The sequence below is a fragment of the Pseudophaeobacter sp. EL27 genome (assembly GCF_900313025.1).
Taxonomy (GTDB): Bacteria; Pseudomonadota; Alphaproteobacteria; order Rhodobacterales; family Rhodobacteraceae; genus Pseudophaeobacter.
Genome location: NZ_OMPQ01000015.1, coordinates 128,092 through 154,801 on the forward strand (window position 1 = coordinate 128,092; position 26,710 = coordinate 154,801).

25 protein-coding genes are annotated in these 26,710 nt (G+C 53.4%); 8 read left to right on the forward strand and 17 right to left on the reverse strand.

All coding sequences use genetic code 11. From position 1 onward, the window contains the following. Positions 1 to 84: 84 nt before the first annotated feature. From ED661_RS19055 to ED661_RS19075, 5 genes are all read right to left on the reverse strand, one after another. Entirely contained in the window at positions 85 to 1,617 is a 1,533-nt protein-coding gene (locus ED661_RS19055) for a 4-hydroxyphenylacetate 3-hydroxylase family protein (protein ID WP_122076115.1), read from the reverse strand. 252 nt (positions 1,618 to 1,869) lie between these two features. Beyond that, positions 1,870 to 3,147, reverse strand: coding sequence for an NAD(P)/FAD-dependent oxidoreductase (locus ED661_RS19060; protein WP_122076117.1), 1,278 nt, complete (start codon positions 3,145 to 3,147; stop codon positions 1,870 to 1,872). A gap of 622 nt (positions 3,148 to 3,769) precedes the next feature. Beyond that, a complete protein-coding gene (locus tag ED661_RS22105; RefSeq protein WP_216822468.1) occupies positions 3,770 to 3,952 on the reverse strand; it encodes a DUF5615 family PIN-like protein in 183 nt (60 codons plus the stop codon). A gap of 120 nt (positions 3,953 to 4,072) precedes the next feature. Then, the gene (locus ED661_RS22290) at positions 4,073 to 4,675 is read right to left on the reverse strand and encodes a DUF433 domain-containing protein (RefSeq protein ID WP_254054894.1); all 603 of its coding nucleotides are present in this window, start codon (positions 4,673 to 4,675) and stop codon (positions 4,073 to 4,075) included. 62 nt (positions 4,676 to 4,737) lie between these two features. Continuing rightward, positions 4,738 to 5,250, reverse strand: coding sequence for a transcription termination/antitermination protein NusG (locus ED661_RS19075; RefSeq protein ID WP_122076119.1), 513 nt, complete (start codon positions 5,248 to 5,250; stop codon positions 4,738 to 4,740). Positions 5,251 to 5,415: 165 nt separating this feature from the next. On the opposite strand from ED661_RS19075, the gene ED661_RS22435 reads away from it, so the two are divergent. The 8 genes from ED661_RS22435 to ED661_RS19105 all read left to right on the forward strand — a co-directional run bounded on the left by ED661_RS22435 (position 5,416) and on the right by ED661_RS19105 (position 10,935). Continuing rightward, the gene (locus tag ED661_RS22435; protein ID WP_371412465.1) at positions 5,416 to 5,910 is read left to right on the forward strand and encodes a recombinase family protein; all 495 of its coding nucleotides are present in this window, start codon (positions 5,416 to 5,418) and stop codon (positions 5,908 to 5,910) included. 23 nt (positions 5,911 to 5,933) lie between these two features. Further along, positions 5,934 to 7,016, forward strand: coding sequence for a recombinase family protein (locus tag ED661_RS19080; RefSeq protein WP_371412466.1), 1,083 nt, complete (start codon positions 5,934 to 5,936; stop codon positions 7,014 to 7,016). Positions 7,017 to 7,085: 69 nt separating this feature from the next. Further along, positions 7,086 to 7,691 (forward strand): ParB/RepB/Spo0J family partition protein, encoded by a 606-nt coding sequence (locus ED661_RS19085; RefSeq protein WP_216822469.1) that lies wholly within the window; start codon positions 7,086 to 7,088, stop codon positions 7,689 to 7,691. A gap of 123 nt (positions 7,692 to 7,814) precedes the next feature. Beyond that, the gene (locus ED661_RS22110; protein WP_216822470.1) at positions 7,815 to 7,967 is read left to right on the forward strand and encodes a hypothetical protein; all 153 of its coding nucleotides are present in this window, start codon (positions 7,815 to 7,817) and stop codon (positions 7,965 to 7,967) included. 17 nt (positions 7,968 to 7,984) lie between these two features. Beyond that, positions 7,985 to 8,584 carry a ParB/RepB/Spo0J family partition protein gene (locus tag ED661_RS19090; protein ID WP_122076121.1) on the forward strand — a complete coding sequence of 200 codons (600 nt, stop codon included), beginning with the start codon at positions 7,985 to 7,987 and terminating at the stop codon, positions 8,582 to 8,584. A 788-nt stretch (positions 8,585 to 9,372) separates the two neighbouring features. Then, on the forward strand, positions 9,373 to 9,741 hold the full coding sequence (locus tag ED661_RS19095) for a MarR family EPS-associated transcriptional regulator (RefSeq protein ID WP_122076123.1): 369 nt from the start codon (positions 9,373 to 9,375) through the stop codon (positions 9,739 to 9,741). A gap of 19 nt (positions 9,742 to 9,760) precedes the next feature. Next, positions 9,761 to 10,330 (forward strand): GNAT family N-acetyltransferase, encoded by a 570-nt coding sequence (locus tag ED661_RS19100; RefSeq protein WP_254054895.1) that lies wholly within the window; start codon positions 9,761 to 9,763, stop codon positions 10,328 to 10,330. Between the two features lie 215 nt (positions 10,331 to 10,545). Beyond that, positions 10,546 to 10,935, forward strand: a complete 390-nt coding sequence (locus ED661_RS19105; RefSeq protein WP_122076126.1) for a hypothetical protein — start codon at positions 10,546 to 10,548, stop codon at positions 10,933 to 10,935. Between the two features lie 712 nt (positions 10,936 to 11,647). Here ED661_RS19105 and ED661_RS19110 read toward each other — a convergent pair. From ED661_RS19110 to ED661_RS19165, 12 genes are all read right to left on the reverse strand, one after another. Beyond that, the gene (locus ED661_RS19110; RefSeq protein WP_122076128.1) at positions 11,648 to 12,604 is read right to left on the reverse strand and encodes a DUF2971 domain-containing protein; all 957 of its coding nucleotides are present in this window, start codon (positions 12,602 to 12,604) and stop codon (positions 11,648 to 11,650) included. Positions 12,605 to 12,642: 38 nt separating this feature from the next. Beyond that, the gene (locus tag ED661_RS19115; protein WP_162930198.1) at positions 12,643 to 13,419 is read right to left on the reverse strand and encodes a hypothetical protein; all 777 of its coding nucleotides are present in this window, start codon (positions 13,417 to 13,419) and stop codon (positions 12,643 to 12,645) included. A gap of 17 nt (positions 13,420 to 13,436) precedes the next feature. Then, positions 13,437 to 16,829 (reverse strand): DEAD/DEAH box helicase family protein, encoded by a 3,393-nt coding sequence (locus ED661_RS19120; protein WP_122076132.1) that lies wholly within the window; start codon positions 16,827 to 16,829, stop codon positions 13,437 to 13,439. 5 nt (positions 16,830 to 16,834) lie between these two features. Next, positions 16,835 to 18,925, reverse strand: coding sequence for a DUF262 and DUF1524 domain-containing protein (locus ED661_RS19125; RefSeq protein ID WP_122076134.1), 2,091 nt, complete (start codon positions 18,923 to 18,925; stop codon positions 16,835 to 16,837). Between the two features lie 505 nt (positions 18,926 to 19,430). Next, positions 19,431 to 19,661, reverse strand: coding sequence for a hypothetical protein (locus tag ED661_RS19130; RefSeq protein ID WP_216822471.1), 231 nt, complete (start codon positions 19,659 to 19,661; stop codon positions 19,431 to 19,433). Positions 19,662 to 19,809: 148 nt separating this feature from the next. Next, on the reverse strand, positions 19,810 to 20,754 hold the full coding sequence (locus tag ED661_RS19135; protein ID WP_122076138.1) for a hypothetical protein: 945 nt from the start codon (positions 20,752 to 20,754) through the stop codon (positions 19,810 to 19,812). 1 nt (position 20,755) lies between these two features. Then, a complete protein-coding gene (locus ED661_RS19140; protein ID WP_122076140.1) occupies positions 20,756 to 21,913 on the reverse strand; it encodes a restriction endonuclease subunit S in 1,158 nt (385 codons plus the stop codon). Continuing rightward, positions 21,910 to 23,478 carry a class I SAM-dependent DNA methyltransferase gene (locus ED661_RS19145; RefSeq protein WP_122076141.1) on the reverse strand — a complete coding sequence of 523 codons (1,569 nt, stop codon included), beginning with the start codon at positions 23,476 to 23,478 and terminating at the stop codon, positions 21,910 to 21,912. Before ED661_RS19145 ends, ED661_RS19140 begins: the two co-directional genes overlap by 4 nt. A 260-nt stretch (positions 23,479 to 23,738) precedes the next feature. Next, positions 23,739 to 24,158: a hypothetical protein gene (locus ED661_RS19150; RefSeq protein ID WP_122076143.1), complete on the reverse strand. Its 420-nt coding sequence runs from the start codon at positions 24,156 to 24,158 to the stop codon at positions 23,739 to 23,741. 80 nt (positions 24,159 to 24,238) lie between these two features. Beyond that, positions 24,239 to 24,616, reverse strand: a complete 378-nt coding sequence (locus tag ED661_RS19155) for a hypothetical protein (protein ID WP_122076145.1) — start codon at positions 24,614 to 24,616, stop codon at positions 24,239 to 24,241. A 143-nt stretch (positions 24,617 to 24,759) separates the two neighbouring features. Further along, positions 24,760 to 26,334 carry a recombinase family protein gene (locus ED661_RS19160; RefSeq protein WP_122076147.1) on the reverse strand — a complete coding sequence of 525 codons (1,575 nt, stop codon included), beginning with the start codon at positions 26,332 to 26,334 and terminating at the stop codon, positions 24,760 to 24,762. Continuing rightward, complete coding sequence (locus ED661_RS19165) at positions 26,331 to 26,543, reverse strand: hypothetical protein (protein ID WP_122076148.1); 213 nt, start codon at positions 26,541 to 26,543, stop codon at positions 26,331 to 26,333. The genes ED661_RS19160 and ED661_RS19165 overlap by 4 nt, the downstream gene beginning before the upstream one ends. Positions 26,544 to 26,710: the final 167 nt, after the last annotated feature.

Genomic DNA, 26,710 nt, shown 5'->3' on the forward strand with positions numbered 1-26,710 from the left:
GGAATTATGTGAGAGCTACGCTGCGGATCTCTCAGCGCATTTTCTGAGCACAGCTGCGCTGAGATGCGTGATGCTGATGCTAGATCACCCCACAGCGGTCTCAGGTGTCAGATTGTCAAAGTTGCTGGAAAACCAGTTTGAAATCGCTGAATCCCCAACGGCGGATACCTCTTGAGCCTCCACTTTGTCGGACAGGTTGGCAGCATCCTTTACAAAGGCGAGCGGCCTCTCCCAGTCGAAATTCCGGTACAGGGCTGCAAGATGCGCAAAAGAGGGGGATTGCGAAAAGGTCTGAAAGGACAGGTGATGTCCCGCATATTCAGAATTCAGAAGATCCCGTGCAAAGGCCAGGAGTTTTCTGCGATCTTCAACCAGCCAATCGCCACCAACCCCGTAGAACTTGTCCAGCCAGGGTTTGGTTTCCGGATTACCAAAGGACGCGGCATCCGGCGTCACACTGATCTGCCCCCCACACAGCTCACGTGCGATATGCATCATTTGGGGGAGTTGCGAACAGGCTGTGACCCGCCCCGCATAGAGCAGCGATTGATTGGGCATCATCAGCCCGGCAGGTGATTTCTCGGCCAGGGCGATGGCGGCAGTAAGATGGGCATTGATGCTTTCACGATAGCACGCCAGCGTCGAGAGTTTCTCCTGCACTCCCTGCAGGCGATCCAGCCCGGTCTGGCGGATGTTGAACAGCGCCGCACCAATCATCATGTCTGTGTATTTCAAAATGCGCTGAACAAAAGAAAAGGCCGTGTAACGGTGCAGTGACGCTCGGATGAACTTGGCGGCCTTGGTGCTGCGATAGAACAGGACATCTTCCCAGGGGATCAGCACATCGTCAAAAACCACCAATGAGTCGATCTCATCAAATTTGTTGGCCAGCGGGTAGTCTTCAGCCGAGGCCCGCCCAGCAAAGCCTGAACGGCAAATGAACTTGAGACCTGCGGCATTCAAATCGCAGATAAAGCCAAAGGCGTATTCTGATTTCTCTTCCCTGCCCCAATTGGCAATGGTCGGTTTGGTCACAGCCCGATTGGCATAGGCGCCGGCGGTTTCAAACTTTGCCCCCCGCACAACAATCCCTGCATCGGTTTCCTTGACGACGTGAAGCAGCATTTCGGGATTTTGGTCCTGAGGAACCTTCATGCGGTCTCCCTTAGGGTCGGCATTTGCCGAAACCAGAAAACTGTCTTCCCGTTTGGCCTTTTCTATGTGGGCTTGGATGTTCACCGCAAAAGCGGGCTCGATTTCACTCAGCTCCTCTTTGGCGTCATAAAGAGACCAAAGCTCCCCCACGATATCATCCCCCGTTCGGGTCAGAACACCACCCGCCTTGTTCATGAGGTGGTCACTGGCACGGCGCTTGGCCCACCAGTCGGCCTGGCTAAAGGGCATTTTGTGAGCGATCGCAGTATCTTCTCCCTCCTCCTTAAAGGTAAGGATAGCGGCGCTTTCGCCCTGGTGCTGGAGATCATAGAGGTCGGCACGCAGATCAATCAGGGGCCTAAATTGCGGATGAAGGGTAACATCTTGGACGCGATCCCCGTTGATGTAGATTTCGCGACTCCCGCGGATTGACTCACGGTACTGGTCCCCGGTGCGGATCATGATGTAGTCCTTTCTCCAAACCGGGTCACGAAATCAGATGTGAAGCCTGCGTCCTCTGGTAGATGGCATGCCGAAATCAAATCCTGAAAGAACAGCTTCTCTCATCGCTGCTTAGCCTGAGGCTAAGGGGAACAGGGGCTCAGCCGCGCGGCCTGTGTTGCTGAAGACTATCCCAATCGTACGGCAATTCTGCAGTCCGATTGGAGCGGTATCACGCCCACATCCCCCTGCGCAATCACAGGGCGTGCCGGGTTACCGCGCGGCCGTGGTTATCTTTGCAGCCTCGCCATCATACTGGCCATAGGCCCGCTGAATTGCGATCTGATCGCCGACATATTTGGCGTCATGCCAGATCCCCCAGAGGAAACTCGACCCCCGGCGCGATTGCCAGGGCAATCCAAGGAAATAGATACCGGGTTCGGCGGCAACACCGCGCTGATGAATCGGCTTGCCGGATTCTTCAAAGGTGTCTGCTTTCAACCAGTTGAAATCCTGACGGAAACCCGTGGCCCAGATGACCGAAGTGATCCCGGCCTCGGCGAGGTTCAACTCGCTTACTGGGTTTGTCACACTGTCCGGAGTGGCCAGGAGTTCGCGGGCTTCGGGCTCTCGCGGCAGATCAACCCCGGTCCGTTCAACATAGGCATCAGCCATGTCCAGAAACGCCAGATAGCCCCGATCACCCTCTGCAATACTCTCCGCAAGATCTGGCGCAAATTTCAGCACGCCCTCTTTATAGGACTGCGTCATGCCAAACAGATTGACCCCCTCTTTCGCCAAACGCCGGAAATCCACTGTTTCACCGCCGCGTGCTCCGCTGACACAGATGGCAAAACGCTCGGTTCCCGGCGCCATCGAGGGCGCGTCCCACAGGCCAAGCACCCCCAGCCACCAAACATTGTCGCGACCACGATAACGGCGCGGAGGACGGTCATGGGGGCTCACCGACAAATAGACTTCCTTGCCGTCACGGCGCAGCTCATCGGCAATCTGCACACCGGAGGATCCGGTCCCCACTACCAGGACATTGCCTTGCGGCAGCTGAGCCGAATTGTGGTAATGGAAGGAATGCAGCTGGACGATGCCTTCCTCTTTTGGAATCACCGGTGGAATGACAGGAACCTGGAAAGCCCCGGTGGCGACGACAATCCGCTTAGCCTCGATCTGGCCTTCGGATGTATCAACCAGAAATCCCTGCTCGCCTGGTTTCTTTTCGGCGTTCAGAACCTCGACGCCAGTCCGGACCGGCGCATCAATCATCTCTGCATAATCAGAGAGATATTGCGCCATGCGATCTTTGGGCACAAAGGCATCCGGGTGAGAATCTTCGAACTTGAGGTTCGGGAACCGATCATGCCAGGCTGGACCATTCGCCACCATGGTGTCCCAACGTCCCGTGCGCCATGCTTCCGCGATACGTTTCTTCTCCAGAATGATGTGGTCAACACCATGGCTGGAAAGGTGCTCGCTCATCGCGATGCCAGCCTGCCCTCCGCCAACAACAAGTGTATCGGTTTTCTCAATCGGCATGTTCGGTTCCTCGGTCTCGATTTACGTATTCGCAACGTCTCTGGAGGCCAGCCTACCGAGGCGTGAGTTTTGTCGAAAATACCGTTTCTGAAACCGTTGCTTTGCCTGAGGCTAATCAAGCCATTGCCGGATACCAGCCCTCTTCGCGAGGGTGGCACGGGTTCGCATAACTCGATCCGCCGTGATATATGGGAATGTGAGTTTCGTGATGAGATGCAAAACCTCACGCCGTTTGGGGGGCAGGTTTACAGTGGTCACACAGAGGCTTTGGGGGCAACAAGCCGCAAAAATAGAGCCTGAAAAACGCCAACTCTGAACCGTGCAGAACCAGATGCAGCACCAAACCCACCTGGTCGTTCAGGATGTTTGCGGATCTTTCTTACCAAAGTAAGATTATGGCGGAGGGAAAGGTCTGGGGGTGGACACCCTCCATCCTTTAGTCACTGTAATCATTGGCACCAATCAGGGTTCGAAAGCCTTCCGGTTCGAACGGTCCTGACAGCCAACCGTTTTACGTCGCCGGCAAGGGATACAACCTCATCGTAACCCCACCCTGACCGTCTTCTTCAACTTCCAAGACATGATTCACCATCACATCATCTGGATCGCCCCGCTCTGTAAGTTAATCGATCGCCGACAACAGGTAGGCCTTCGACTGCTCACGGGAGGTGCAGGGAATAATAATGATGCCCGGATGAATTTCTTCTCGAGCGACCAATGCTCGAAAATCCCTTGCATTCTCGGTCACGATCACGAGGTTTTCGCGCGTTGCCCTCGCCAAGACGGCATGATCTGGTTCCGCCATGCCTCCTTGGTTTCACGGATGAACCGCGAAGTGCCCGATTTTGATCAGTTCGAGCGCCATCTTCGTCGATAAGCACTCGTCAATAAATAACTGCAAGCTCGCGCGCTTTCCTCTTTCACTTCAGCGCCACGGCTTTCCAGCTCTAGGCCTTCCGCGAACGGGATGGCTATTTGCGTAAGTCAGCGCGACCTCGAAGACTTCTTTGGGGACTTCACCATCGTAGTCCTCGACGAGATCGCCAAATGTGTCACCGGCATCAACACGGCCTTTAACAGAGCGGCATGTAATCCGCGTCCCCTTGATGATGGGCGCGCCACCAAGTATTTCAGGATCGCTCGTCAGATACTTATTCATTGCGGCCATGTAGGAACGAGCAAGCGACCATTCCGTGCCGGCGATGGCGTCAAGATTAAGCATAAGGCCTTCACCCAAGTCGGCCACCCCGAAAGAGCCCTCAAGCCTGCGAGATGTCCGAAGGAACCGCCACAGACGCTTCTTGAAGGTCTTGTTCGGGGAAATGTTCGCGCAGTTTTTAAGGGCTGCTGAATAGACGACGGTTTCCGCTGGCACGTGAAATACCTCACGCTTGACCAGATACCCCGTGTGTTTCTTCTTGTGCACGATACCTTCTTCGCACGACTTCTCCACCTTGCGGACTGAAACACCTGCAAGATGGTCGGCCTCGTTCACAGTGAGATCTTCGATGTGTGCTGTCGATGCCACAATCTTTCCCTACGAGGGGAGGATATAAGATCTGGGGCACTCATGCCAACGCTGAGGCGCCCTCAAACCGCCCGCAGTTGATCCGCTCCGACCGCCACGCGGGTCTGACCACCCATGATCTCCATCAGGACCCAGATGCGCCGATCGGGCGCGATCTTTTCGAACTCCGCCACAAAATTGGCAAAGGGCCCCTTGGTCAGGGTCACCTGATCACCGGGCTTCAAGAGCTTAGGCGGCAGCAATTTGCCCTTCGCGTCACTGCGCAGCATCAGCTGTGAGACCAGATCCAGAGGCACCACCGTTGGCTCCTTGCCAAAGCTCACCAGCTGCGTGATCCCGTAGGTCGAATTCACCGTGCGCCAGAACCCGCGGGCTACATCGAAGGTCACGAAGATGTAGCCCGGAAACAGTGGCCGCATGGAGGTGACGAACCTGCCATTTCGCTGTCGCGTCTCCTCTTCCATTGGCAGAAAGGTATTGAAGCCTTGGCGCTTGAGGTTCTTATCCGCGATGTTGGCACAATTCGGCTTCAGTTGCGCCAAAAACCAGCTTGTGCCGCGATCGTGGAATGTCATCTTGTAACCTCATTAAAACTCTATCGCTCACATATCGCTCGAATTTGAACGGGTGCAAGTAAGGTTTTCCGGATGTGATGTGATATCTTGATGAAGATGCTGGCGCGAACACCCCTCAAGGCGTTGATATGATGGTATAATCCAAAACTTTCAGTTTGATACATTTTGCCATCCAAGCAAACGTCCGACCAGTTTGAACACGGATCGGAGGCTGAGTTGGACGGGAGTGGCGAGGTAAAAAAGTTTTGGGCGGCGCAGTATGTGCGCATGTCCACCGAGCACCAGCAGTACTCGACCCATAACCAATCCGATAAAATCCGCGAGTATGCCGAAAAGCGCAACATTGAGATCGTTAAAACCTATGCGGATGATGGCAAAAGCGGGCTTTCGATCGGCGGTTGGGTCTCCCTACAGCAGCTGATCGCGGATGTCGAAAACAGCGTGGCCGATTTAAATGTCATTCTGGTTTATGACGTTGGTCGCTGGGGCCGGTTCCAGGACGCGGACGAGAGCGCCTATTACGAATACATCTGCAAGCGCGCGGGGATCAACGTCGCCTTTTGCGCTGAGCAATTCGAATACGCTGGCTCGCCCGTCTCGACCATCGTCAAGGGCGTCAAACGCGCCATGGCCGGGAATGCAGCCGCGAACTTTCGGTAAAGCTCTTCGCTGGCCAGTGCCGCTTGATTGCGTTGGGCGTCCGCCAGGGCGGCGCGGCAGGCTTTGGTCTGCGCCGGGTGCTGGTAGATGAGCGCGGCAACACAAAAGCCGAGTTGAAACGCGGCGAGCACAAATCACTGCAGACCGACCGTGTCATCCTGATGCCCGGCCCCGACGAGGAAGTGGCCTGGGTCAACAAGATGTATCGCTGGCTGCTCGAGGAGGATCTGTCCTTCCGCGAGATCGCCGACCGCCTGAATGAAGAAGGTGTCACCACCGATTTGGACGGGACATGGAATTCCGGCACCGTACGGACGGTTCTGACCAATGAGAAGTACATTGGCAACAACGTTTACAACCGGTCCTCTTTCAAGCTGAAGAAGCTGCATGTGGAAAACCCGCCTGAGATGTGGGTGCGCAAGGAAGGTGCGTTCGAGGGGATCGTGCCGCTCGAGTTTTTCCTGGCCGCGCAGGAGATCATCACGGCGCGGTCCGCCCGCCTGTCTGACGAAGAACTGCTGGATCACCTAAAACGGCTTTACGCCGATGTGGGCCAGCTTTCTGGGGTGCTGATCGATCAGACGTCCGACATGCCCTCATCATCGGCTTATCGAAACCGGTTCGGGTCGCTGGCGCGGGCCTATGAGATGATTGGCTATCGCTCGGACCGCGATCAGGAACGCATTGCGCTCAACAAGCGTCTGCGCGCCATGCACCCGGAAATCATCGCCCGCACTGAGGCCGCGATTGCAGATGTGGGTGGCACGGTCGCGCGCGATCCCAAGACCGACCTGCTGACCATAAGTGACGAGTTGGTCGTGAGCCTAGTGCTGGCGCGTTGCCAGCCAATGGCGGACGGGCGGCTGCCTTGGCGCATTCGCTTTGATCCAATGCGCTATCAGGCGGACGTCACGCTGGCCGTACGTCTCGATCCAGAAAACCACGACGAGCTCGATTACTACCTGCTGCCCTGGCTCGACCTGCCCCGGCAAGAAATCAGGCTGTGCAATCGCTCCAGCATCGCCTTTGAGGCCTTCCGGTTTGAAGATCTGGACTTTTTCTACGGCATGGCCGCGCGCGTTCGCATTCGCCGGAAATGGGGGTGACGCAGGGAGTTTAAGAAACAAACGCAAGTACAAAATATGAACAATCCAATCAAACACGGGAGCCCCCCAATGATGACTGACACACCCGAGAGCGTCACGCTCGTCCCCATCGACCGGATCGAAATCCTGAACTCGCGAGACCGCAACATGAAGATCTTTGAGGAGATCGTCGAAAACATCCGCACCATTGGCCTGAAAAAGCCGATCACCGTGACCGAACGCGAAGGTGCCGATGGGACAACCGCCTATTTGCTGGTCTGCGGCGAAGGCCGCCTCAATGCCTTTCGCCTGCTTGGCGAGAGCCACATCCCGGCGCTGGTGGTCAATGTGACCGACGAAGACGCCTTCATCATGTCGCTGGCTGAGAACATTGCCCGCAAAGGGCACCGACCGCTGGAAATCCTCGCCGACATTGAACTGTTGCTGGCGCGCGAATACAGCATTGACGACATTATTCAGCGCACTGGGCTGTCCGAGAAATACGTGCGCGACATCGTCTTCCTGCTGGAAAAGGGAGAGGAGCGCCTGATTGAGGCGGTCCAAAACGGGACAATCCCGCTGACGACAGCCCTCGAGATCGCCCGCGCCAAACATGACGACGAAAGCCTCGGCGACATGCTGGAAGAAGCCTATAAAACCGGCCAGCTCAAAGGCCACCAGATCACCGATGCCTAGCGGCTCATCGAAAAGCGCCGCGAAAAAGGCCTGAAGGTCGGTGGCGATCGCCCGAAGCTGCCAAACTAAGCCCATTCGCTCGTCAAAACCTACCAGCGCGAGATCGCCCGCCAGCACAAGCTGATGCTGAAGGCTGATCACGCCCGGCAGCAGCTTTTGCTGGTGATCCGAGGTCTTAAACGTCTTTTTTCTGACGAGAACGTCGTGACCCTCCTGCGCGCCGAAGGGCTCGACAGCCTGCCCAAATACCTCGCTGACCGTATTGAAACCGCCTGACCCGAAAGGACCACCCAATGAATGATCTCAGCACCGTAAAACCGCTTTACCCTGGGGCCTTCCCAGTGCCGCAGGACGATGATGCCGACGCGGCCTATCCAAAGGCACCGCTGAACCTGACGCTAGGCTTTGATCTCGAAACCTGGCAGATCCCGCTGGAGGAATTGAGGCCATCAAAGAAGGTGCCGGACGGCGTGATGACCACACGCAAGTTCAAACAGATCGTCTCTTCGATCCGGGAGATCGGGCTGATCGAGCCCTTGTCGGTGATCAAGCCCGACCCGGATGCGCCGGGGTTTCTGCTGCTGGATGGCAATCTGCGAGTTCTGGCACTGAAGGAGCTGGGCCAAGACACGGCGCCCTGCCTGATTGCCAAGGATTTCGAGACCGATACCTACAGTCACCGCATGAATCGGCTTTCAACGGTGCAGGAGCATTACATGCTGCGCCGCGCCATCGACAAAGGCGTGAGTAAGGAACGGCTAGCGTGCGCCTTTAACGTCAACCTCTCGACGATCAACAGCCGGATCAATCTGCTGCGCGGGATTTGCCCCAAGGCAGTGAAACTCTTGCAGGCCCACCAGTTCACGCCGGATGTGACTCGCCACCTGCGCTAGATGAAGGCAGCCCATCAGATCGAGGCGGTTGAATTGATGATTGCGGCCAACACCATCACGTCTGCCCATGCGGACGCCCTCCTCAAGGTGACGCCACCGGAACAGCCCGCCCCGGCCGGAGCAGCCCAAAGGCGACCCGCTGGAGCAAATCGTCAGGCTCGAACGGGAGATGAACCAGGTGCAGGAAAAATACAAACATGCCGAAGATAATTACGGATCGGAGTTACTGAACCTCGTCGTCGCCAAGGGCTACCAAAAAAGCTGATGGAGAATGAAGCAGTGCGCTCTTACGTCGCCCGCCACGCGTGAGAAATTCTCGAAAAATTTGATCTGGTTTTGAACACCCTCAGCATGGAGGAGGTTGTTGAACAGGCGGAACGGCAAGAATTGGCGCCTGCAGGGCAAACCGACGCAGAGCGGGATGTACAGGCGGGTTCAGGTGGTCAAAGCGACGGAGGTGACGAAGCTGACGCTCCTCAGGCTTGCGCATCACGCCCCGCTCAACCAAGACCGCGGCGCATAGCGGTTTCACTTTCTGCGACAAAGTGAAGTGTGCTGCAAGAGATGCAGCGACCTGGTCAAGACTGGGGTGGCAACATCCGTTGCGCAGTGCGAGATATCGTTTTTCTTTCAGAAGGTTTCAAATTGGGGCTGTTCGCGGTCGCAGCATAATGCTATCGCTCGATACCGAACGATGACGTTAATTTGCGACCAGTCGAATCTTGCATACCCCAAGGCGCCCTCAGGCAGCCCTTGTGCGGTAGCCTGAGAAAAAGCACCACACATCAATGACCAGTAAGCGCAGCAAGCTCCAAGAAGATACGCACTTCCGCGTCCTTCGGCTTCTTCAAGACAATCCGGAAATGTCACAGCGTGAGCTGGCTGAAGCCGTCGGGATCAGTGTCGGTGGCACGCACTATGTGCTGAACGCATTGATTGAGAAAGGCCTCGTCAAGCTGGGCAATTTCACGGCTGCAGAGGACAAGAGGCGTTACGCATACGTGCTGACACCAAAGGGCCTTGCCGAAAAGGCCGCCATCACGAAGCGCTTTCTTGCGCGGAAGATGGAGGAATATGCGTCTTTGAAGGCTGAGATTGATACTTTGCGAAATGAGTTAGCCGAAGAAACTCGTACGATCGGCAATAGGCAAATTTGAAACTAGTTTTGGAACCGGCATGGTATCGAAAATGGCTGCGATAAAAGAACTTGAACTTATCGAAGGTCCGAACCTGACCCTGAGACTGATCCAGCCAAAGGACGCAGCTTTTGTTTATGGCCTGCGCACCAATTCCCTCTATAACAAGCACCTCTCTGCAGTGCGTGGAACTGTCGAAGATCAGCGCAGGTGGATCGATGCTTACAAGGACCGTGAGGCCGAAAGAAACGAGTTTTATTACCTTATTGAGCGAAAAGACGGCGTGCCTTGTGGGGTGGTGCGGCTTTACGATATGGATGCCGACAGCTTTACTTGGGGCAGCTGGATCCTTGACGAGAACAAGCCACCGAAAGCGGCTCTGGAAAGCGCGGTTTTGTCTTTTGGCATAGGTTTCAACGCACTTGATCGCAAAATGGCACGTGTCGATGTGCGAACCGAAAACGATCGTGCTCAAGCTTTCTATCAGCGTTTCGGCATGATCGAGACCCATCGAACCAAATCAGACATATTTTTCACCTACCCCCGCAGCCAATATCAGGCGGATCGAGAGAGTTACATGATGGTTCTGCGTGGAGAGGTGGGAGTATGAGTGAGATGAATGGTTTCGTGCGGGAAATAAAGCCTGCAGCAATTCGATCCGCTGCGGGATGAACTTTTCCCTGCCGAGCAGGCGCGCATCATCGCATTGGCTGTTGAGCGCGTCGAGATTGGCACCGATGCAATCCACGTCCGGATGCGCATCGATGGTCTCGCGGAGCTGGCCCACGAACTGCGGAACAACACCAACAAAGAGGCGGAAGCCGCATGAGCAATAAACCTGTTCTCTCAGAAACCGTAACCGTCACGGTTCCATTCCGCATTGCCAAACGCGGCGGCCGCAAAGATATCCAACTGCCGCCCAGCACAAACAATCACAGCCCAGACTACACGTTGATCAAGGCCGTGGCGCGCGCCTATCGGTGGCGCCGGATCATTGAGGGCGGCGAAATGGGGACGATCGCCGAACTGGCGGAGCATGAGAAGATCTCGCCATCATATCTGACGCGCGTCATGCGGCTCACATTGCTGGCACCCGACATCATCGAAGCCATCCTGGACGGGAACCCACCGTCCGTTGGCATGTCAGAACTGCTTGATCCGATGACGCCCATTTGGGCAGAGCAGCGGGCCGAGCTCGGCTATGAAGGCAGATAACACTCGGCACACCACCAAGACCAAGCCGTTCCAAGTCAATGATTTGGAACGGCTTTTTGTTTTTGCAAAGGCAAAATAGGGGAGCAAAATGTCAAAGATTTGGATGCGAGTCGCTGTGACCATTCGCGCGACTCGGCTCGGAACGAAAAATAGCGAGACATTTTTTTGATTCAGTATCAGCAAGTTATTGAAACCGTAGTGAAAAATGCGTGGTTAACAGGTCCAGAGAATATGGAGGCGAGAGAACGCGATTGTGGGGTTCCAGAGGCCAAAACAGTAAATCCCGAGAAACCGCACCAGAGCTATAACGCTCGAAAATAACGGAAAAATTTAAAAACCTCGCGTTTCGGAGACAGGGTCCAAAAGGCTTGGTGGCGGGCCGAATGGGATAAAAGTGAGAACTGCTATGCTGTTGTTATTAAAGGGCCTTTCAGTTGGTCCGACTCGAGGCTGAACTCTCTCTCACCACAGCGGCGGTTGGCTGAGAAGCTTGTGCAATCATTTTCCTCTGGTCGGTGCAAACAAGGGGAGACCTTTCCCAGGAGCAAAATTGTTGAACTTGTAAAAACCAAAACAGGCGTAAACCATAAGCAAGCCTCGAATGCAGTCGACAAGGCGTTCTTGTGGGTGGTCCATGGTCGTTCCAACGGAAAAAAGTAGCCAAAGAGAACCCACGTTTTCCCGACCAAATCACGGATCTTCGTGCTGCAGTTTAAGCTGATGCTCTTAGGGGAATGTCCGAAAGAACTACCTTTGTCGCGGCGTCTTCAACTCCCACTCCTGACAACACATCAACAAAGGCCCTGTAGCTAACATAAGGAAATTCTGTAGGACCGATAATGATCCTGTCCAGAAGGGAAGGAATGTCAGCGCCGTGAAGGCCTTTCTCCGGTTCATCGGCCAAGCGGAGTTTGTAGATCTTCTGTGGCACCCCGCCAAGAACAACAGTTTCTTCAGTCATGCCCGGGCTTTGTCGCTCTGTTGGGCGATAGAAAAGGCGCCACTCCTGTTCTTCTTCGAACCCCGGGTGTTTGGTCGCAATTGCTAACCGGAAGAGCATGTTGTGGATGTAGGAGACGAGAGTATCTTGGCCCAAACCTTGTAGGTATTTCCGGTTGATCAGGATTGCGTCCGTGATTTCCGCAAGATGATCAATCAATTCTACCTCTGAAAGATAAAGAACAGGGATGGAAAAAACCGCCAAGAGATCGGTAACCGCCGTCATAGGTGTGTTGTTCACAACTATCGCTGTATCACCGTATGCCCTCCACATAGACAGGCGCCCACGCTGATCCTCATCAGGGTTATGGACCGAAACACAAGCGATATAGGTTTCAAATTGCCAGTCTTTTTCCCATCCCGCGAGCAACTCATCGGCTCTTTGGATCGTTCCTGGAAAGATGTCCTCGACAGCTTCACGAAACCGTTCCCCTTCTGAACCCGAAAACACAGAACGGATCAGCTCGAGGCCGTATGAGATTTCAGAAAAATCATTCATTACGGTAGCGTTTCGAAACCAGAGCTCTCCGTTGCGAATAACTTTCATCGCGGTATCGGCAGATGTATAGTAGACGAACCGTTTTTGCTCCGCTACCACAGCCATGCTTTCTTCCATAGCACCAGGATGAAAGATCTGGTTAAACTTTATCGTTTCTTCATCAAAATCCACTGCTTCTCTCCCCGTCTATGCCAACAAGCCGAGATTGTTTAACTCGAACTCAAATCCTCGAAGAATTCACCAGCACCCACAAGAACGTGATCAATCATCGAAAGGCAATGCTGGATAAATTCTTCGCTCATGTAGAAAATCCAAGGTTCATCATCCTTAGTCGACTTCTCGAACCATTCTTTTGGCCAGTGTTTGTTGTCGATGCGTTTTTGGAACTTTTTTCGCGTTTCAACCGGCCACTCAAACCCATTGTGAAACATGTTGTTCCGGTAAGAGAAAAGTGCCTTCAGAGTCGTTTCATATCCCTCGGGCAAGTGAGGCAGCAGACCTGTTTCTGCAGCCAAGTCTGTGATTCCTTCAACCAAGTTCGTGCGTGGCTCATTTGACCCCATGACAATCTGAGGGTTCCAATAGAAGTCTTGAAAGGCTTTGGAGCGCCCTTTTCTCCCTTCAACTTTCTGAGTTTCTCGGCGAATTGCACCAAAGAGAGATACAAAAAGAGACTCGAAATACGGAGCCAACATGCCGACCGCAGCCATAGAGTGGGCAGCATCAAAATAGACAGATTCATGAAACATGTCTGTCAGGTGGTCAATGAAGTGATCTGCATTGGTGTTGTCTTCAGGATCCAGCAAATTAAGCTGCTCACGCATATGCTGAATCCCCTTGGAAAACTCATTCTCCGCTTCTTTATTTCGACTAAGCGCGCCCTTTATTGCTAAAAGTTGCGCCTCGTAATTTTGCTCGTTCTCGATCAAAAACAATGCGCGGTCCCTATGGCTTAAGCGGAATTTTTCGAAACCTGTGCGTGTCATGGTAGGCAAGTCGTTTGTCATACGGCTACTCGGTTCATGTCCTTAACTATTGTGACAATTTCCCGAACTTGAGGTTTCGAGAAAACTCCCAAAATTCCCAGCTCATTTATGTCAGTAAAAGGGCTTTCATAAAAAAGCCTCGGATCTACGATCCCATTCTCGCACAAGAAATCGAGCAACAAGTCGAGGAACTCATTCTGGTCTCCATTGAGCTGATGGCTGGCAGAAAACTCGGAAAATGCCGCTTTGGCTGCGGAACGTTCCAGCCCAGTCAAAGACCTCAAGAAGTTCGCCAAACCGGTATCGGTTCGAATCTCTTCCAAGTGGCTTTCTTCTGCCACTCCCAACTCAACAAGCATTCCCTCAAGTTCACTGAGATCCTGTTCCGTCACTGGGATCGCTCTCCTGATCCGTTGAAGAGCTACATGATCGGAGTGTTCTTCGATGAACCGCCGCACCTTCATCTTGAAGCGCGCCTTGTCGAAACCGCTGCCGACATCAGGCAAATCGATCTGATCACCGCGCCCAATTTCGTCCTCAAAGTCAGTGATGACGATTTTGCGTTCCTGGGGTTTGATAAGGTCTGCAAGCAGCCGAAGTCGTCTCCTGATGTCTTCCAGCATCTCAACGGTTACATCGACCCAAAATTCATCCGTCTGAATTTCCAGGATGAGCTCCATTTCCCGAGAAACCGCAGGTACATTGGTCAGCGTCGCCAAGGATGCCGCAAACTTGACAATCCGGTCCTGGAGGCGGGCAAACCCTGTGTCCGCGCGCAGAAGCATAAGTTGGGCATTGAGAAGCAACAAATCGAACTGTTTAGCCGGTAGCCCATCATCCTCAAAAGAACTTGGCAGCCCAGCGACATCGTCGCAGAGCGTCATCCGATCGTCGAAACTGAGATGCTCCCAATTTTCTGCATTCTGGAATTCCTCAACGGCACGCCTTTTGGCGCGCACCAGGAAATTTTCCGTGTTCATGCCCCGCACTTCATCAGACAATCGGGATTTTAATCCGGAAATTAGTTCTTCGTGCGGTTCGTCCTGTTCCTGAATGTCGCCTATCAGATCGACCCTTGCTGTGAACAAACGTTCTCCTATTGGTCTTGCCACCGCTGCGTCCATCGCCTTCGGGTTCTCGCGGAAAAATTCCAGGTTCTGGCAAAAGTCAAAAATCAGAAATTCCTGCTTGTCCTCCCCTGGCCCGAACAAGTCCGGACACAAGCGTGTACCTCGGCCGACCATCTGCCAAAACTTTGTCTTGGAGCGAACAATCTTGAAGAATACGAGGTTTAACACTTCAGGAACATCGATACCGGTGTCCATCATGTCGACTGAAACGGCGATGCTTGGGTTTTTCTCAGCCTCGGAAAAATCGTCAATCAAAGATTGAGCATAGGGAACGCTATAGTCTATCAGCTGGGCAAATTTTCCCTGGTAGTGCGGGTAATTGGCATTGAACCTTTCGACGAGAAACTGGGCATGCTTGCTACTCTTAGCAAAGACAATTGTTTTTCCGAGCCGATCCCCACCGGAGACTTTGATACCATTGACCATCAGGTGCTCCAGGACCTTGTCCACGGTATCTTTGTTGAACAGCCATTCGTTCAAGTCTCCTGCATCAACGTGGTCAGGAACATTCCCCTCCTCGTCCCACTCAAGGTTGTCCCACTCGTCTTTTTCTTCTTCGGAAAGTTCGTCGTAGGAAATGCCGCTTCTCTGGAACTTCAAGGGAACAGAAATTGATTTAGGTGGAACAAGGTAACCGTCGGATACCGCATCATCCAGATCATATGCATCCGTAGGAACTCCCCGCTCAAGCTGGAAGAGCGAGTATGTGTCCCGATCGATCTCGTCCCTTGGGGTAGCAGTAAGCCCAACCAGCAGACTATCGAAGTACTCAAAAATCGCTCGGTACTTCCGGTAGACTGAACGGTGGGCTTCATCGATGACGATCAGATCGAAATGCCCTGGTCCGAAGCGTTTTTCGCCCCCTTTTACCTCATCGATCAATCCCATCATGGTCGGATAGGTTGAAAGCATCACGCGCGCTCCGGCGTGATCGTTTTTTGACGGATCATGGCGCTCCAGGAGGTTCGCGCTTGGAGCAGAAGGCAAATGGGTCTTGAAAGCGCCATGAGCTTGTTTGACCAGAGCCACCCGATCCGCAAGGAACAACACCCTACGCACCCAATTCGCGCGCATAAGCTGGTCAATCAAGGCGATGACTGTCCGGGTCTTTCCACTGCCGGTAGCCATGACCAGAAGGGCCTTACGTTGCCGGTCTTTTTCGAATGCCTCCCCGACGCGACGTACGGCCCGCTGCTGGTAGAAACGGCCTGCGATGTCCTCGTCTACAGCAATCTTCCCGAGGTTTTTCCTGGTCGCACGCCGTTGCTGAAGAAGGTCCAGCTCGTCTTTCTTCAGGAAACCCGACATCTGCCGAGGCGGGTACATTTTGTCATCCCAGAACCAGTGTTCATACCCATTCGTCGTAAAAATAGCCGGGCGCTGACCATACATCTTCTCAAGGCAATCCGCATAGAGTTTTGCCTGCTGTTGTCCAATTCGGCTGTCCTTCCGGGTCCTCTTCGCTTCAACAACCGCCAGAGGCTTTCCATCATCGCCCCAAAGCACGTAGTCAACAAATCCTTTGCCAGATTGGTTTGGCATGCCAAGAACTGGAAACTCGCGGTCACGTTCCTGGTCGAGAGGCCAGCCTGCTTCCGAGAGAAGAAGGTCGATGAAAGCATCCCTTGTTGCGGCTTCGTCATAATCATGAGGATCAGGAACTGCTTGATTGGCTGCACGTGCAGCAGCGACCTCGGCCCTCAGGGAGGCCAGCTCCTCCTCAAGAGCCTTCCGCCCTTCCTCCGAGGCTCTACGGGCTTCTTCGGCATCCTCCAGAGCTTTCTGGGCCTCTGTGTGCTTGTCACCAAGTTCCTTGATCTGTTGAACGGTGCTCGCCGTAATTGTCAGCGTTTTTTCCAGTTTCCCAGCATCGAATTTCAGAGCTGGGTCTGGTTTCGCACCCTGGGAGTAGGTCCGCGCAATCCAGTAACAAACATGAAACAACTCTCTGACGGTAGAAGCGGCATCCTGGGAACTGATCTTTTTTCCACTGTCATGCGCCGCCCTGTTGCCCTGGTCTTTGATGTATCGGGCCTTGGTCACGATCGCAGGGCCGGTCAACGCCTCAAGGCTGGGTTCGGCGATCAATGCCGCCAAAGTGGGATTGTAGGGCTTCCTCAACGCGGGGTCGCGGCGGTAGAGCCATTTCATAGTTGTTTCAAGCGTGAGCCGCGCCCAGAAACATGCCCCACGAGGATCCGAGAGAGCTGCAGATTCAGCCTTGCCCGACAGCTCAAACAACTGGGTAAATTCTGCTTCAAGAAAGCGAAACTGGCTCATATCGCCTAACCCTCTCCAAGTTGCCGATCGAGTGATTGGCGAACCAAGCCAATCACGTATGGCAGTTGCTCAAGGTCTGTCATTTTGACCTCTGTGTTTCCGTTTCCCCACCGCCCGACACTTGAGACGTCCACTGCCAAACTGTGTGGATCATTCAGATCAGGCAAATCGATGTTAAGTGAAATCCTCAGAGCTCTGGCCTGCGGCACGACATCAACGAAATTGGTTTCCGCTTTGTAGGCGACGTAGAGCTTCAAGAACTCTTCCGACACACATGGATCCAGGGCTGTCACTTCTCGCCGAAACCCTTCGAATAGATCTCGGATTACTCCCCCCGCCAAGTTCGGGTGATCTTCTATGGAATACTTCTCCGGTTTCTCGGGCTGGCATTGGTAACTATCAAGAACTGAGGGAGACAGCTCGGGTGCCGTCCAAACGACGACAGCGTGCTGGATCATGCGTTTAGCGCGGTCCACGATGGCTGGCTCATTCCAAATATCTATTCCTGCCAAGCCTTTGTTTACACGAAGTGGACTTTCTTTGAAGCCGCCTTCCATGTCCCGCTTTTCTTGGAATGGCCTATCGCTCATCTCTGAATTGTAGCCCGTCAAGGTTAAGTTGCCGATGGTATGCAACCATTTTTCCTGGACTGACTTCCAATCTGCACCGAGTGAACTGCGCCAAGCCGGAGAAAGGTTATCGTTCTGCGGCAGGATGTGTTCGATGGTGTAGTCGTCAACGTGAACTCGTTCCTTGCGGCCATAGTTTTCGAAGCGGCGTAGCCAATAGGATCTGCTCCGGAAATTGTACAAATCACGTTCAATCAAGCGCGACGCAAATTCTTCGTCTCGTGGAAACCTGCGATAGGACTTCATGTTCATGAAATGAGCCATCACACTTTCAAGATACCGGTCCTTTTTCAATGACCTACTGAAAGTGGCAAAGGTCTTGTTCAGCGAGTTTGTAGGCACCGCACAGACGGCTCTCCGGAAGACATACGACTCGATCAAGCGAACAATCTTGCGAAAATCTTCGCCATCCAGCAGCCCATCTTCGAAGTCCGCATAGACTTCCAATAGAAATGGGTATGAAACATCCACACGAAGTTCACGAAGGTCCTTGAATGCCGTATCGAGCTTTTGGTCTGCCTCCTGTCCCAACGCAATCGCACAATAAAAGCGAGCGAATTTTCGCAATTCCTGAACGAGTTCTTCTGTCACTTTGCCTTCCGCAGATTTGCGGCGCGAGTAGTCCTTGAATGCTTCGTAGACATCATCTCGACGAGGCAGGTTCCCGGTGGCCACGGCCAAATAGTGACGCATGAAGCTGTCAAAGTGGCTGGCGTAGGCGATTTGCCCAAACCCTTCTTCCATCTTTCGCCAATACTGTTCGTAGAGCCGGGTTTGCAGCTTTGGTTCAAGCCCCATAAGGATGAAGTTCCTGATGAGATCAGCCTGAGACAGCTCCTTACCTGTCGAGTTCATGCTTTCAAAAATCAACTGAGGATTGTCGTGTTCACGGCTCAGGGCGACATCGACAATCATGAGCTTCGCCAGACCTGAACAAATATCAGCCATCACCGTGTCGTCCCCAGACAACCAATCCGAGAACAGTCGAAAGTTCTCCTTCACACGATATGAGGCCGGTTCGGGAAATTCATCGCCGGCAACAACCGAATTCAGGGTTGTCCGGTCAGTCTTGGAAAGCAACAACTTGAACTGCCTTTCGCCAGTCTCATCCGGATCCATCAAGTATCGGTTTCGGATTTTCTTCCTGGAGAAACCGTCAACAGGTTCGCTGTCACCAAGCACATTCGAGAGCGCAGCAAGCAGAAGAGAAACCGACGTCAGCCGTTGTTGACCATCAATGACCAGCAATGGTGCCCGGCTGGATGCGTTTGAAAGGCTTTCCTCAATGTACACCACTGAACCCAGAAAATGGACCGGGATATGGTCGCTTCGCCCCGCACGCAGGATATCGTCCCAGAGCTGTCGGCATTCTTTCTCTGTCCAAGAATATGTGCGCTGGTAGATCGGGATCACAAACTGCGGGGCCGCGTTAATGAAGGCTAAGAGGTTTGCGTCAGTTGCTTTCATGAATAATGTCTCAAATACCGTTCTTAAGATCAGGAAAATCCTGGAAGAGATGCTCTTTCACTTTTTCCATGGCGACTCATCGAGCGGCCTCCTGCAATGCACTTTATTCAGAACATCATAATCGACACTTTTCAACGTATCGGCGAGTTTCTTTTTCAGGGCGACGACGACATCTCGTCTCGGTCAGTGCGCCTCAAAGTCATCCACCTCGGAAAAATTGATCCATAGAAGGAGAAATCCCAATGGTCGATCAGCGCCGGTTCGTCGTCGAAACCTCTTCCTGCTGTGTTCAGAAAATGGCACAGGATCCTGAGGCTGACCAGGGTGACAGCTACCACTGCGACGATGATTGCCAAATCCACGTAGCTCGCATTCTGAAAAAGTATCACCTTTCACATCGCTCTCTGAAACCAGGCACCAGCACACCACTTTGCAGAATAAGCATATCAGGTTTCCAAGGGTGGCAGACTCTACATCATGGTGAGGGATTTCGCGGGCGGACAGGTCATGAGAGTTCGACCTTCATTTCGCTGTCCCGTCCATTGTTAGATAGTGTCCAGCGCTGAAATCGGAGGATGCTTCCATCGTCACACATGGTCTTGGTTAATGTCGATTTTGATTCAGGATGCAATACGATCCAGAGGAGGCCAAAGGCTGCCTCTCGCTTGCCGTGATCAATACCGTGCATCTTCAGAATCTTGTTAATTTCGTAAATCCGCGCTCTATCATCCATCACTCATCCTTCCTCTACTCTCATCCCCAGTTCGCCCAACTTAGAACAAAGTCGCTGAGCCGACCGGCTGCCGTCACACGTATAGCCAGAAACCGCGCTCCAAGATGGCTCTTAGGAGCGAAAGGGAATGCAGTTCTGGTTCCGGCATCAATCACTCCGCAAAGATGGCATCCGCGTTCAAAAGATCGGTCAGGTATGGTGTGAATCCGGCCAAAACAACGGTCATCGCCACCATGTCCCGCATATCTATCTCACGAAGACGGCTTGCAGGATTGCCAGCATGGCGGATACCAGGATAGTTCGACGCAAAGCCATAGAGGTTGCTGATTGCCGCGCGAACGGTGGCATGTGGCCAACTGTCAATGTGATGCGTCATTTGCCCCAATGAATCCCGCTCCACCCCAGGAACTTTTGCCGCCAATTCCTCGAGAAGTTTGAACTCGGCTTCAATACATTGTCGAATGCGCCGTGACGAACGGTCTTCCTTCAAATCCCTGATGGAATCTTCGAAGTCGGTCATGAGCAAAGCCAGGGCTTCATCTTGGCTCGTTGCCGTCCGCAGGTCCCGAACAAGTTTAGCAAATACACCTGGCAATGTTGGATGAAGGGTCAAACCATTCCCATTGGCTGGACGACGCAGATCATACCTCAAACTGAACTTATCCAGGAAACTCTCAAGTAGGTTGAAGTACTCGTTGGCAAGAGGATCGCCACCGAACTCCTCCACCACATCAAAGGCATCTTCGAGTGCCTGAACAATCTGAAGCTCAGTAGTCTGCTCATCGGCAAAGAAAGACTGCAGATAATCCCATGCCAGGTCCTCACGGGACGAGGCATCGTTGTAGGCTTCAAGCCTTTCCTGATAGGTTTCAAAGGCAGCGTCAAAATCTTGACGCGCTTCAATATCACCTGGAAGAAATATCTCGCCATCAGCATTTAGCTCTGCTGGTTGGGGTTCCGTCGGCTGAGCTGGCCTTGGCACGACATCACGAAACAAGTCCAAATAGAGTGAGCCATCAACATCATCAAAGTCCTGAAGCGGTAGAAAAACCCCTTCCGAAATATCCGACCTTACACCACAGAATTCTCCTCGCATCTTAGAGTTCTCCTCGAAACGCCCGATCTTGGATCGATGCAAACAAGGCACGTTGTTTCAATGCGCTTTCCTCAGCCAAAACAATTTGTTTGTGAAGTGACTTGAGCCGTTCTGAAAAAGCTCTTTGCTCAGTCAAAGGCGGAATGGAGACTGGCAATTCACGAAGCCGTGTCAAAGTAATTTCTCTGAACGTTGCACCTTTTACCTGTTTCTGGATCCAGCCTTGAACGGCGGGAAAGTGAAGAAAAGAATTCAGGTACTCGACTGTTGTTTCATCCCCAGGTGCGATCCTTGCTGTACCTTGCGTTAGGTTTGCACCATCTAATTCAGTCGGAACAATCGCGGTCGTACCCACCGTCGCGCGAATACTCATTACGATCTCACCAGCTTCCACTCGGGAACGAGTGAATTTTGCGGCTATCTCTGGATCCGTATGACGAAGACCGGTCGTAGAGATCTTGCCACCAGATATGTCACCTGTTCGAATATAAGGAACTCCGCCTGGAAATTCCTCGCCGGCTTGAACGATACCATATGTCACAACCGTTCCATCACGGACGACTTCGGAAAGTTGCTTGGTGGGCCAAAGTGCTGCCTTTAGCCCCTCTCCAAACATCTCATGAAAGATCGCCTGTCCGAGAGTGTTAAGTTTGTCGAGGGCGTGCGTACGGAGGCGGCGTAAGGCGTCCGCCTGATCCAGGATCCCCGCAATTCGCTTCTGCTCCTCCAGCGGCGGGAGGGGAATTTCGAGCCGGCGCAACACATCGAGTTTGATCCCTTTGACGGTTGCACCCGTTGCTTGGTCTTCGAGTTTCCTTGAGTTCGCCAGGAGCGCATGCAGGAGATATTGCCGATCTACATGCTTTGATGGGATCAGCGCTTTCAGATCCTGGTTTATCGCCAAATCAATGGTATTTATCGCAGCTTTTCCAACCGCCATGCGGGTTGGGACAATGATGTTGCCTGCGGGAATTACCTGTGTGGCCGAATTTGCCACTCCTGCGGCAGTGATCGAGTCGACTGTTTTTCCGAGCTCTGCGCTCTTGAAATCCTTAACCGATGCCCATGGTATTTCTCCGCCCCAATATTCTGAGACTTTCTTGTCGGGTGTACCACCGCCTCGTATTTCTACGATGTCGCCGAGAGGACTTGAATTCATCTCAGCATCCCTTCAAGCTTGGTCAGCCCATCTGCGATTTCTTTCTCGATGGCACGCAGCTCGTCGATGATGTCCTTGGGGGCGTCATGCACAACCTCTTCGTGTTCAATCTCCTTGTAGCGATTCAGGGATAGGTCCCAGGTCCCGGTGGCGACGATATCTTCCTTGGGCACCATGAAGCTCTGCGCAGTACGAGGACGCTCGGCCTCGCCATCCAAGTTTTCCCATCGAGCCAGAATATCCGGAAGGTTGTTCTTGGCGTGCTCATCTTCTATCAGCTGCGCCTGAACGCCCAGCTTGTCGTCCTCCAACAGCGACGTGCGTTTGTCGTCCAAGCTGAACCCATCCGCCGTCATATCGTAGAACCAGACGTTTTCCGTGCCGCCGATAGTGGTCTTGGTGAAGATCACGATAGCGCAGGAAACCCCGGCATAGGGCCGGAACACGCCCGAGGGCAGCTTGATGATGGCTTCGAGCTTGTGATCCTCGACCAGCATCTTGCGGATGTCTTTGTGGGCCTTGGAGGAGCCGAACAGCACCCCATCCGGCACAACCACTGCGGCCCGGCCACCGGTGCGCAGCAGGCGCAGGAAGAGCGCCACGAACAGCAGTTCGGTCTTCTTGGTCTTCACCACCTTCAAAAGATCCTTGGCGGTAGTGTCGTAATCCAGCGAGCCCGCGAATGGCGGGTTTGCCAGGATCAACGAATAGGCTTCCTTGTCGCTGCCCTGCTCCTCGGCCAGGCTGTCTCTATAGGACACATCCGGGTTATCGACCCCGTGCAGGGTCATGTTCATCGCCCCGATCCGCAGCATTGTGGTGTCAAAGTCGAAACCATGAAACATGCCGTTGTGGAAATGCTCGCGCTGTTCCTTGTTTCGCAGCATCTGCGGATGGGTGTCCCGCAGATACTCACCGGCTGAAACCAGGAACCCGCAAGTCCCCGCCGCTGGGTCACAGATGACATCTTCGGGCTTTGGCGCCATCAGATGAACCATCAGCTGGATGATGTGGCGCGGCGTACGGAACTGGCCATTCTGCCCGGCACTGGCGATCTGGCTGAGCATGTATTCATAGACGTCGCCCTTGGTGTCGCGGTCGTCCATGTCGATCTCGTCGAGCATCCGGACCACCTTATCGAGGAGATTCGGGCTGGGAATACCCAGACGCGCCCCTTCCATGTGGGCCGCAAAGGAAGACCCCTTTTGGCCAAGCGAGCCCATGAAGGGGAAAACATGCTTGTCCACGATCCGGAACATCTCGCGGGACTCGAAGTTCTTGAACCGGGACCAACGCAGATGGTCGTAGGGGCGGTCTTCGTAGTCATCCAGGTCCGGATCATCCGTCAGTTTATATTTGAAAGTTCCTTCCGGAAAAATCCTGCGCTCCATCTCGACACCAAGGGTCTCTGCCTTGCTTTCCTCGCGGGTATGAAGCTCGTCCAAGCGTTTGATGAACAACAGGAAGGTCAGCTGTTCGATCACAGAGAGTGGGTTGGACACGCCTCCTGACCAGAAGGCGTTCCAGATTTGGTCGATTTGAGTGCGGATGGCGCCTGTCAGCATGGAATCACGTTTTCTCTATTTCTTGTTGGTGCCCAAGCTATTGGCAGGTGTAGCCAATCGCAATCAGGGATTGATCAGAGCTGGAGGGCCAGCCCAGGTAAGCCCTGGGCAAGTCTCGTGGACCATTTATTGCCAACGGTTTCCTGGGTGGCGTACCGCAATTGTTCTGAACATCGTGACGCAGCTGTCCGATTTGCCGGGACAACATGCGTCAAGATTGGTTTTTGGGAAGCCGCTGCCCTTATGGCATAACGGTTCAATCAGTTGACAGACGAACGCGCCTGTCGTTCTTTGAAGCGCATCCAACGAATGGCTGTCAGTCGATCCTGCACCAGGCTGTGCTGGTAGACCAACTCTACATGGCAGACCATCGCATGATGCAGCTGCCTCAGCTCTCGGTTCATGATGTCATGCGCATCCGAAAAGCGGGTGAATTCTTGGTCGCCAAATCCGGGCCGCAGCCGATTCATGGCATCTCGGATCAGAACACAAAGCTCTTCGAGTGACTGAAACTCCTTGATACACAGGATCTCGCCTTCGTGGAGGCGTTCCATCAGATGATGGAAGTCCCGAACCATTTCGTCCGGGACTGATATGTCGGCCTGCTCACAGGCATTGGCGAGTTGCCGACCGACACGCAGGCAATTGAATGCCAATTCTTCCAAAGTTTGCTCGAACATAGATACTCCTTTCGCAATTGGTCAGGCGTAAGACCTGCCCTCAAGAAGCCAGCCGAAATTGCAGCTGGCCCGCGCCTGCGTCAGGCAACCATCAGGTAATCAGCCAAAGGCTGACCAGGATCGAATTCGAGCCGATAAAGAATATCCGTAAGCGCCTCGGTCAACAGGCAGATATCTTCGATGAAGGGGTCGCAAAAATCGATCTCAGCAAAATACGCGGCTTCAATACGATCAGGATCGTGCGCGTGATAAAGCGACAGCAGTTTGTGAATATCGATGATGTCCACCTGCAGCCGCCGAGTGATTGTGCGAGAACTGAGGATATCGTCCAACAGCGATTGAACACGCTTGAGGGCAAACGGCCCGGCAAGCAAAAGCGCTGCATTCTGAAGACCCTCATAGTGAAAGCGGGCATACTCCTGGAGTTCAATGAGGGAACGAGGAATGGTTGAGCACATAAATTTCTCCTGTGCCTATGGCGCACCAACAGCTGGTGGCCTTCTATCAAGAGCGCCGACTTTCTCCTTTCTGGCGCCAAAAGGATGTGATTGAGCGAAACCTTCATGGGGTTCACAACAAAACCCCTTAAGGTTCGATCATCTCACATCAGCTTTTCCGGACTTTTGCCGCAGTCGATTTTGATCTGAGGGCTATTTTCACGAGCAATGATGTTGATGACGCGATCTTTTACCACCACACTTTCCAGAAACGCTTGGATGTATCTTTTTCGAAAACCAACGGGACCAGCCAACAGCACCTCGCTGAGGAATTGGCCAAACTGGGCCACCTTCTCCGGGGACATCTGCATGCGCATACTCCGGTTTCGGGTCAGGGCCTCGATCTTACCTTTTATGATATCCCGCTCTGATCGGGCGGTTTGGTATTGCACCTGGAACAGCTCGTCGTCGAGGTCGAACAGCCCCTTCTCGACACCCTGGAAAAGGCGGGTTACAGCCTGCTCTTTGTCTTTTAGAACGCGCCGAAGCTCGGCTGTTCGTGACTTTTCGTCAACGTCCCGGGCATCCATCCGCTGGTTCAGCGCCTCGAGCACAGCTTGGCTTCGCTCGGTATCATCGAGTGCCAGGATCAGCGCATCAGTCACGATTTTGTCGAGTTCCTCCATCGGTACATTTTGCCCTTGGCACACAGATTTGCCTTTACGCTTGTGATTGCTGCAGGTGTAGTATCGATACAGGTTACTCTTTCCAGTCGCCAAAACCATGCCGCCCCCGCAGTGGCCACAGCGGGCTGTGCCGGTGAGCAGGACCGGGCTACTGACTTGTCGGGGAGCCTTAAGGATTGGATGGTGTTCGCGCAGTCGCGCCTGGACCTTGTCGAAGGTAGGAGCATCTATAATCGCAGGCACCTTCACGATGACCTGTGAATCCTTTGGCTTCTTCTTCCCAAAGAGGTAATCGCCTACATATACTGCATCGGTCAGGAGCCGGTGAAGTTGACCCGTGGTCCAGTTCCTCCCTCTCCGAGAATGACCATGAGAGTTCATCCATTGCGCTACTTTCTTGACGCCCATGGGGCCAGTTTTGCCGTCACCGTCGAGGTATAATGTGAAGATCAGCCGCACGTCCTCAGCTTCGTTAGGGTCTACCGCCAGTTTTTTCTTTACCTTCTTCCCCCGCATACCGGCGACAGCCGCGACGTAGCCAAAGGGCGGCAAACCCCCATTCCAGAAGCCGTGCTCGGCGTTGTACTTCATGGTTCTCGTGACATGCTTGGCGATTTCGTTCGATGTATACTCATCGAACACATTGATCATTTGGCGAAGCAGGCCACCTGTAGGTGAATCTTCGATGGGCTGCGTAATGCTGACGATCTGCACACCGAGTTTTTCCAGCTCTCGCCAAAGCCATTCAGCTTCGTAAGATTCCCGTGCCAAACGACTGAAAGAATGCACGATCAGCAGATTGATCGTCACAGTACCGGACTTGATTATGTCCGATATCTCACCCAGAGAACGCCCATCCAATGAACGTCCAGAACGGGCATCAGAGAACTCATGCGCGACAGTGATCCCTGCCTGTCGACAGTGTTTTCGCATGCTCTCCATCTGATCAGGAATGGATAGATCCGATTTAGCCTGCTCGGCTGATGATACTCTGGCGTAAAGGATCGCGTTAAGCTGGGTACCAGGGAAGTCTTGGCCGAAGGGATAACTCATTTACGTCCCCCCTTCTTGTCATTCAGCAGATCACTCATATCCTTTTGGTAAAAGGTTTCGAGCGCGCGGATCTCCTCTTCTGTCACGAACCGAACCGACTTGAGTTCGTTCACGACAAAAAACCGGGACGTTTCCCTGAAACGGCTTTTCTGCGTCCTCGCGCCCGCCGAAAGCGCGTCTTTCGGCAGATCATGTGTGTATTCAGACATTGTGTCTCATCTCCATAGCTTTGGCGTTCCAGCCGAAGCCGGTTCGCTGTTGACTAATGAGACCGACCGATCGGCAAGCCCCAGTGCAGGAAGAACCCTGCTCAAGAGATGGACACATTGGCATCGCCGTTGTGCACCAGTTAGTTGGCCTCAGACTACAAGCCGTT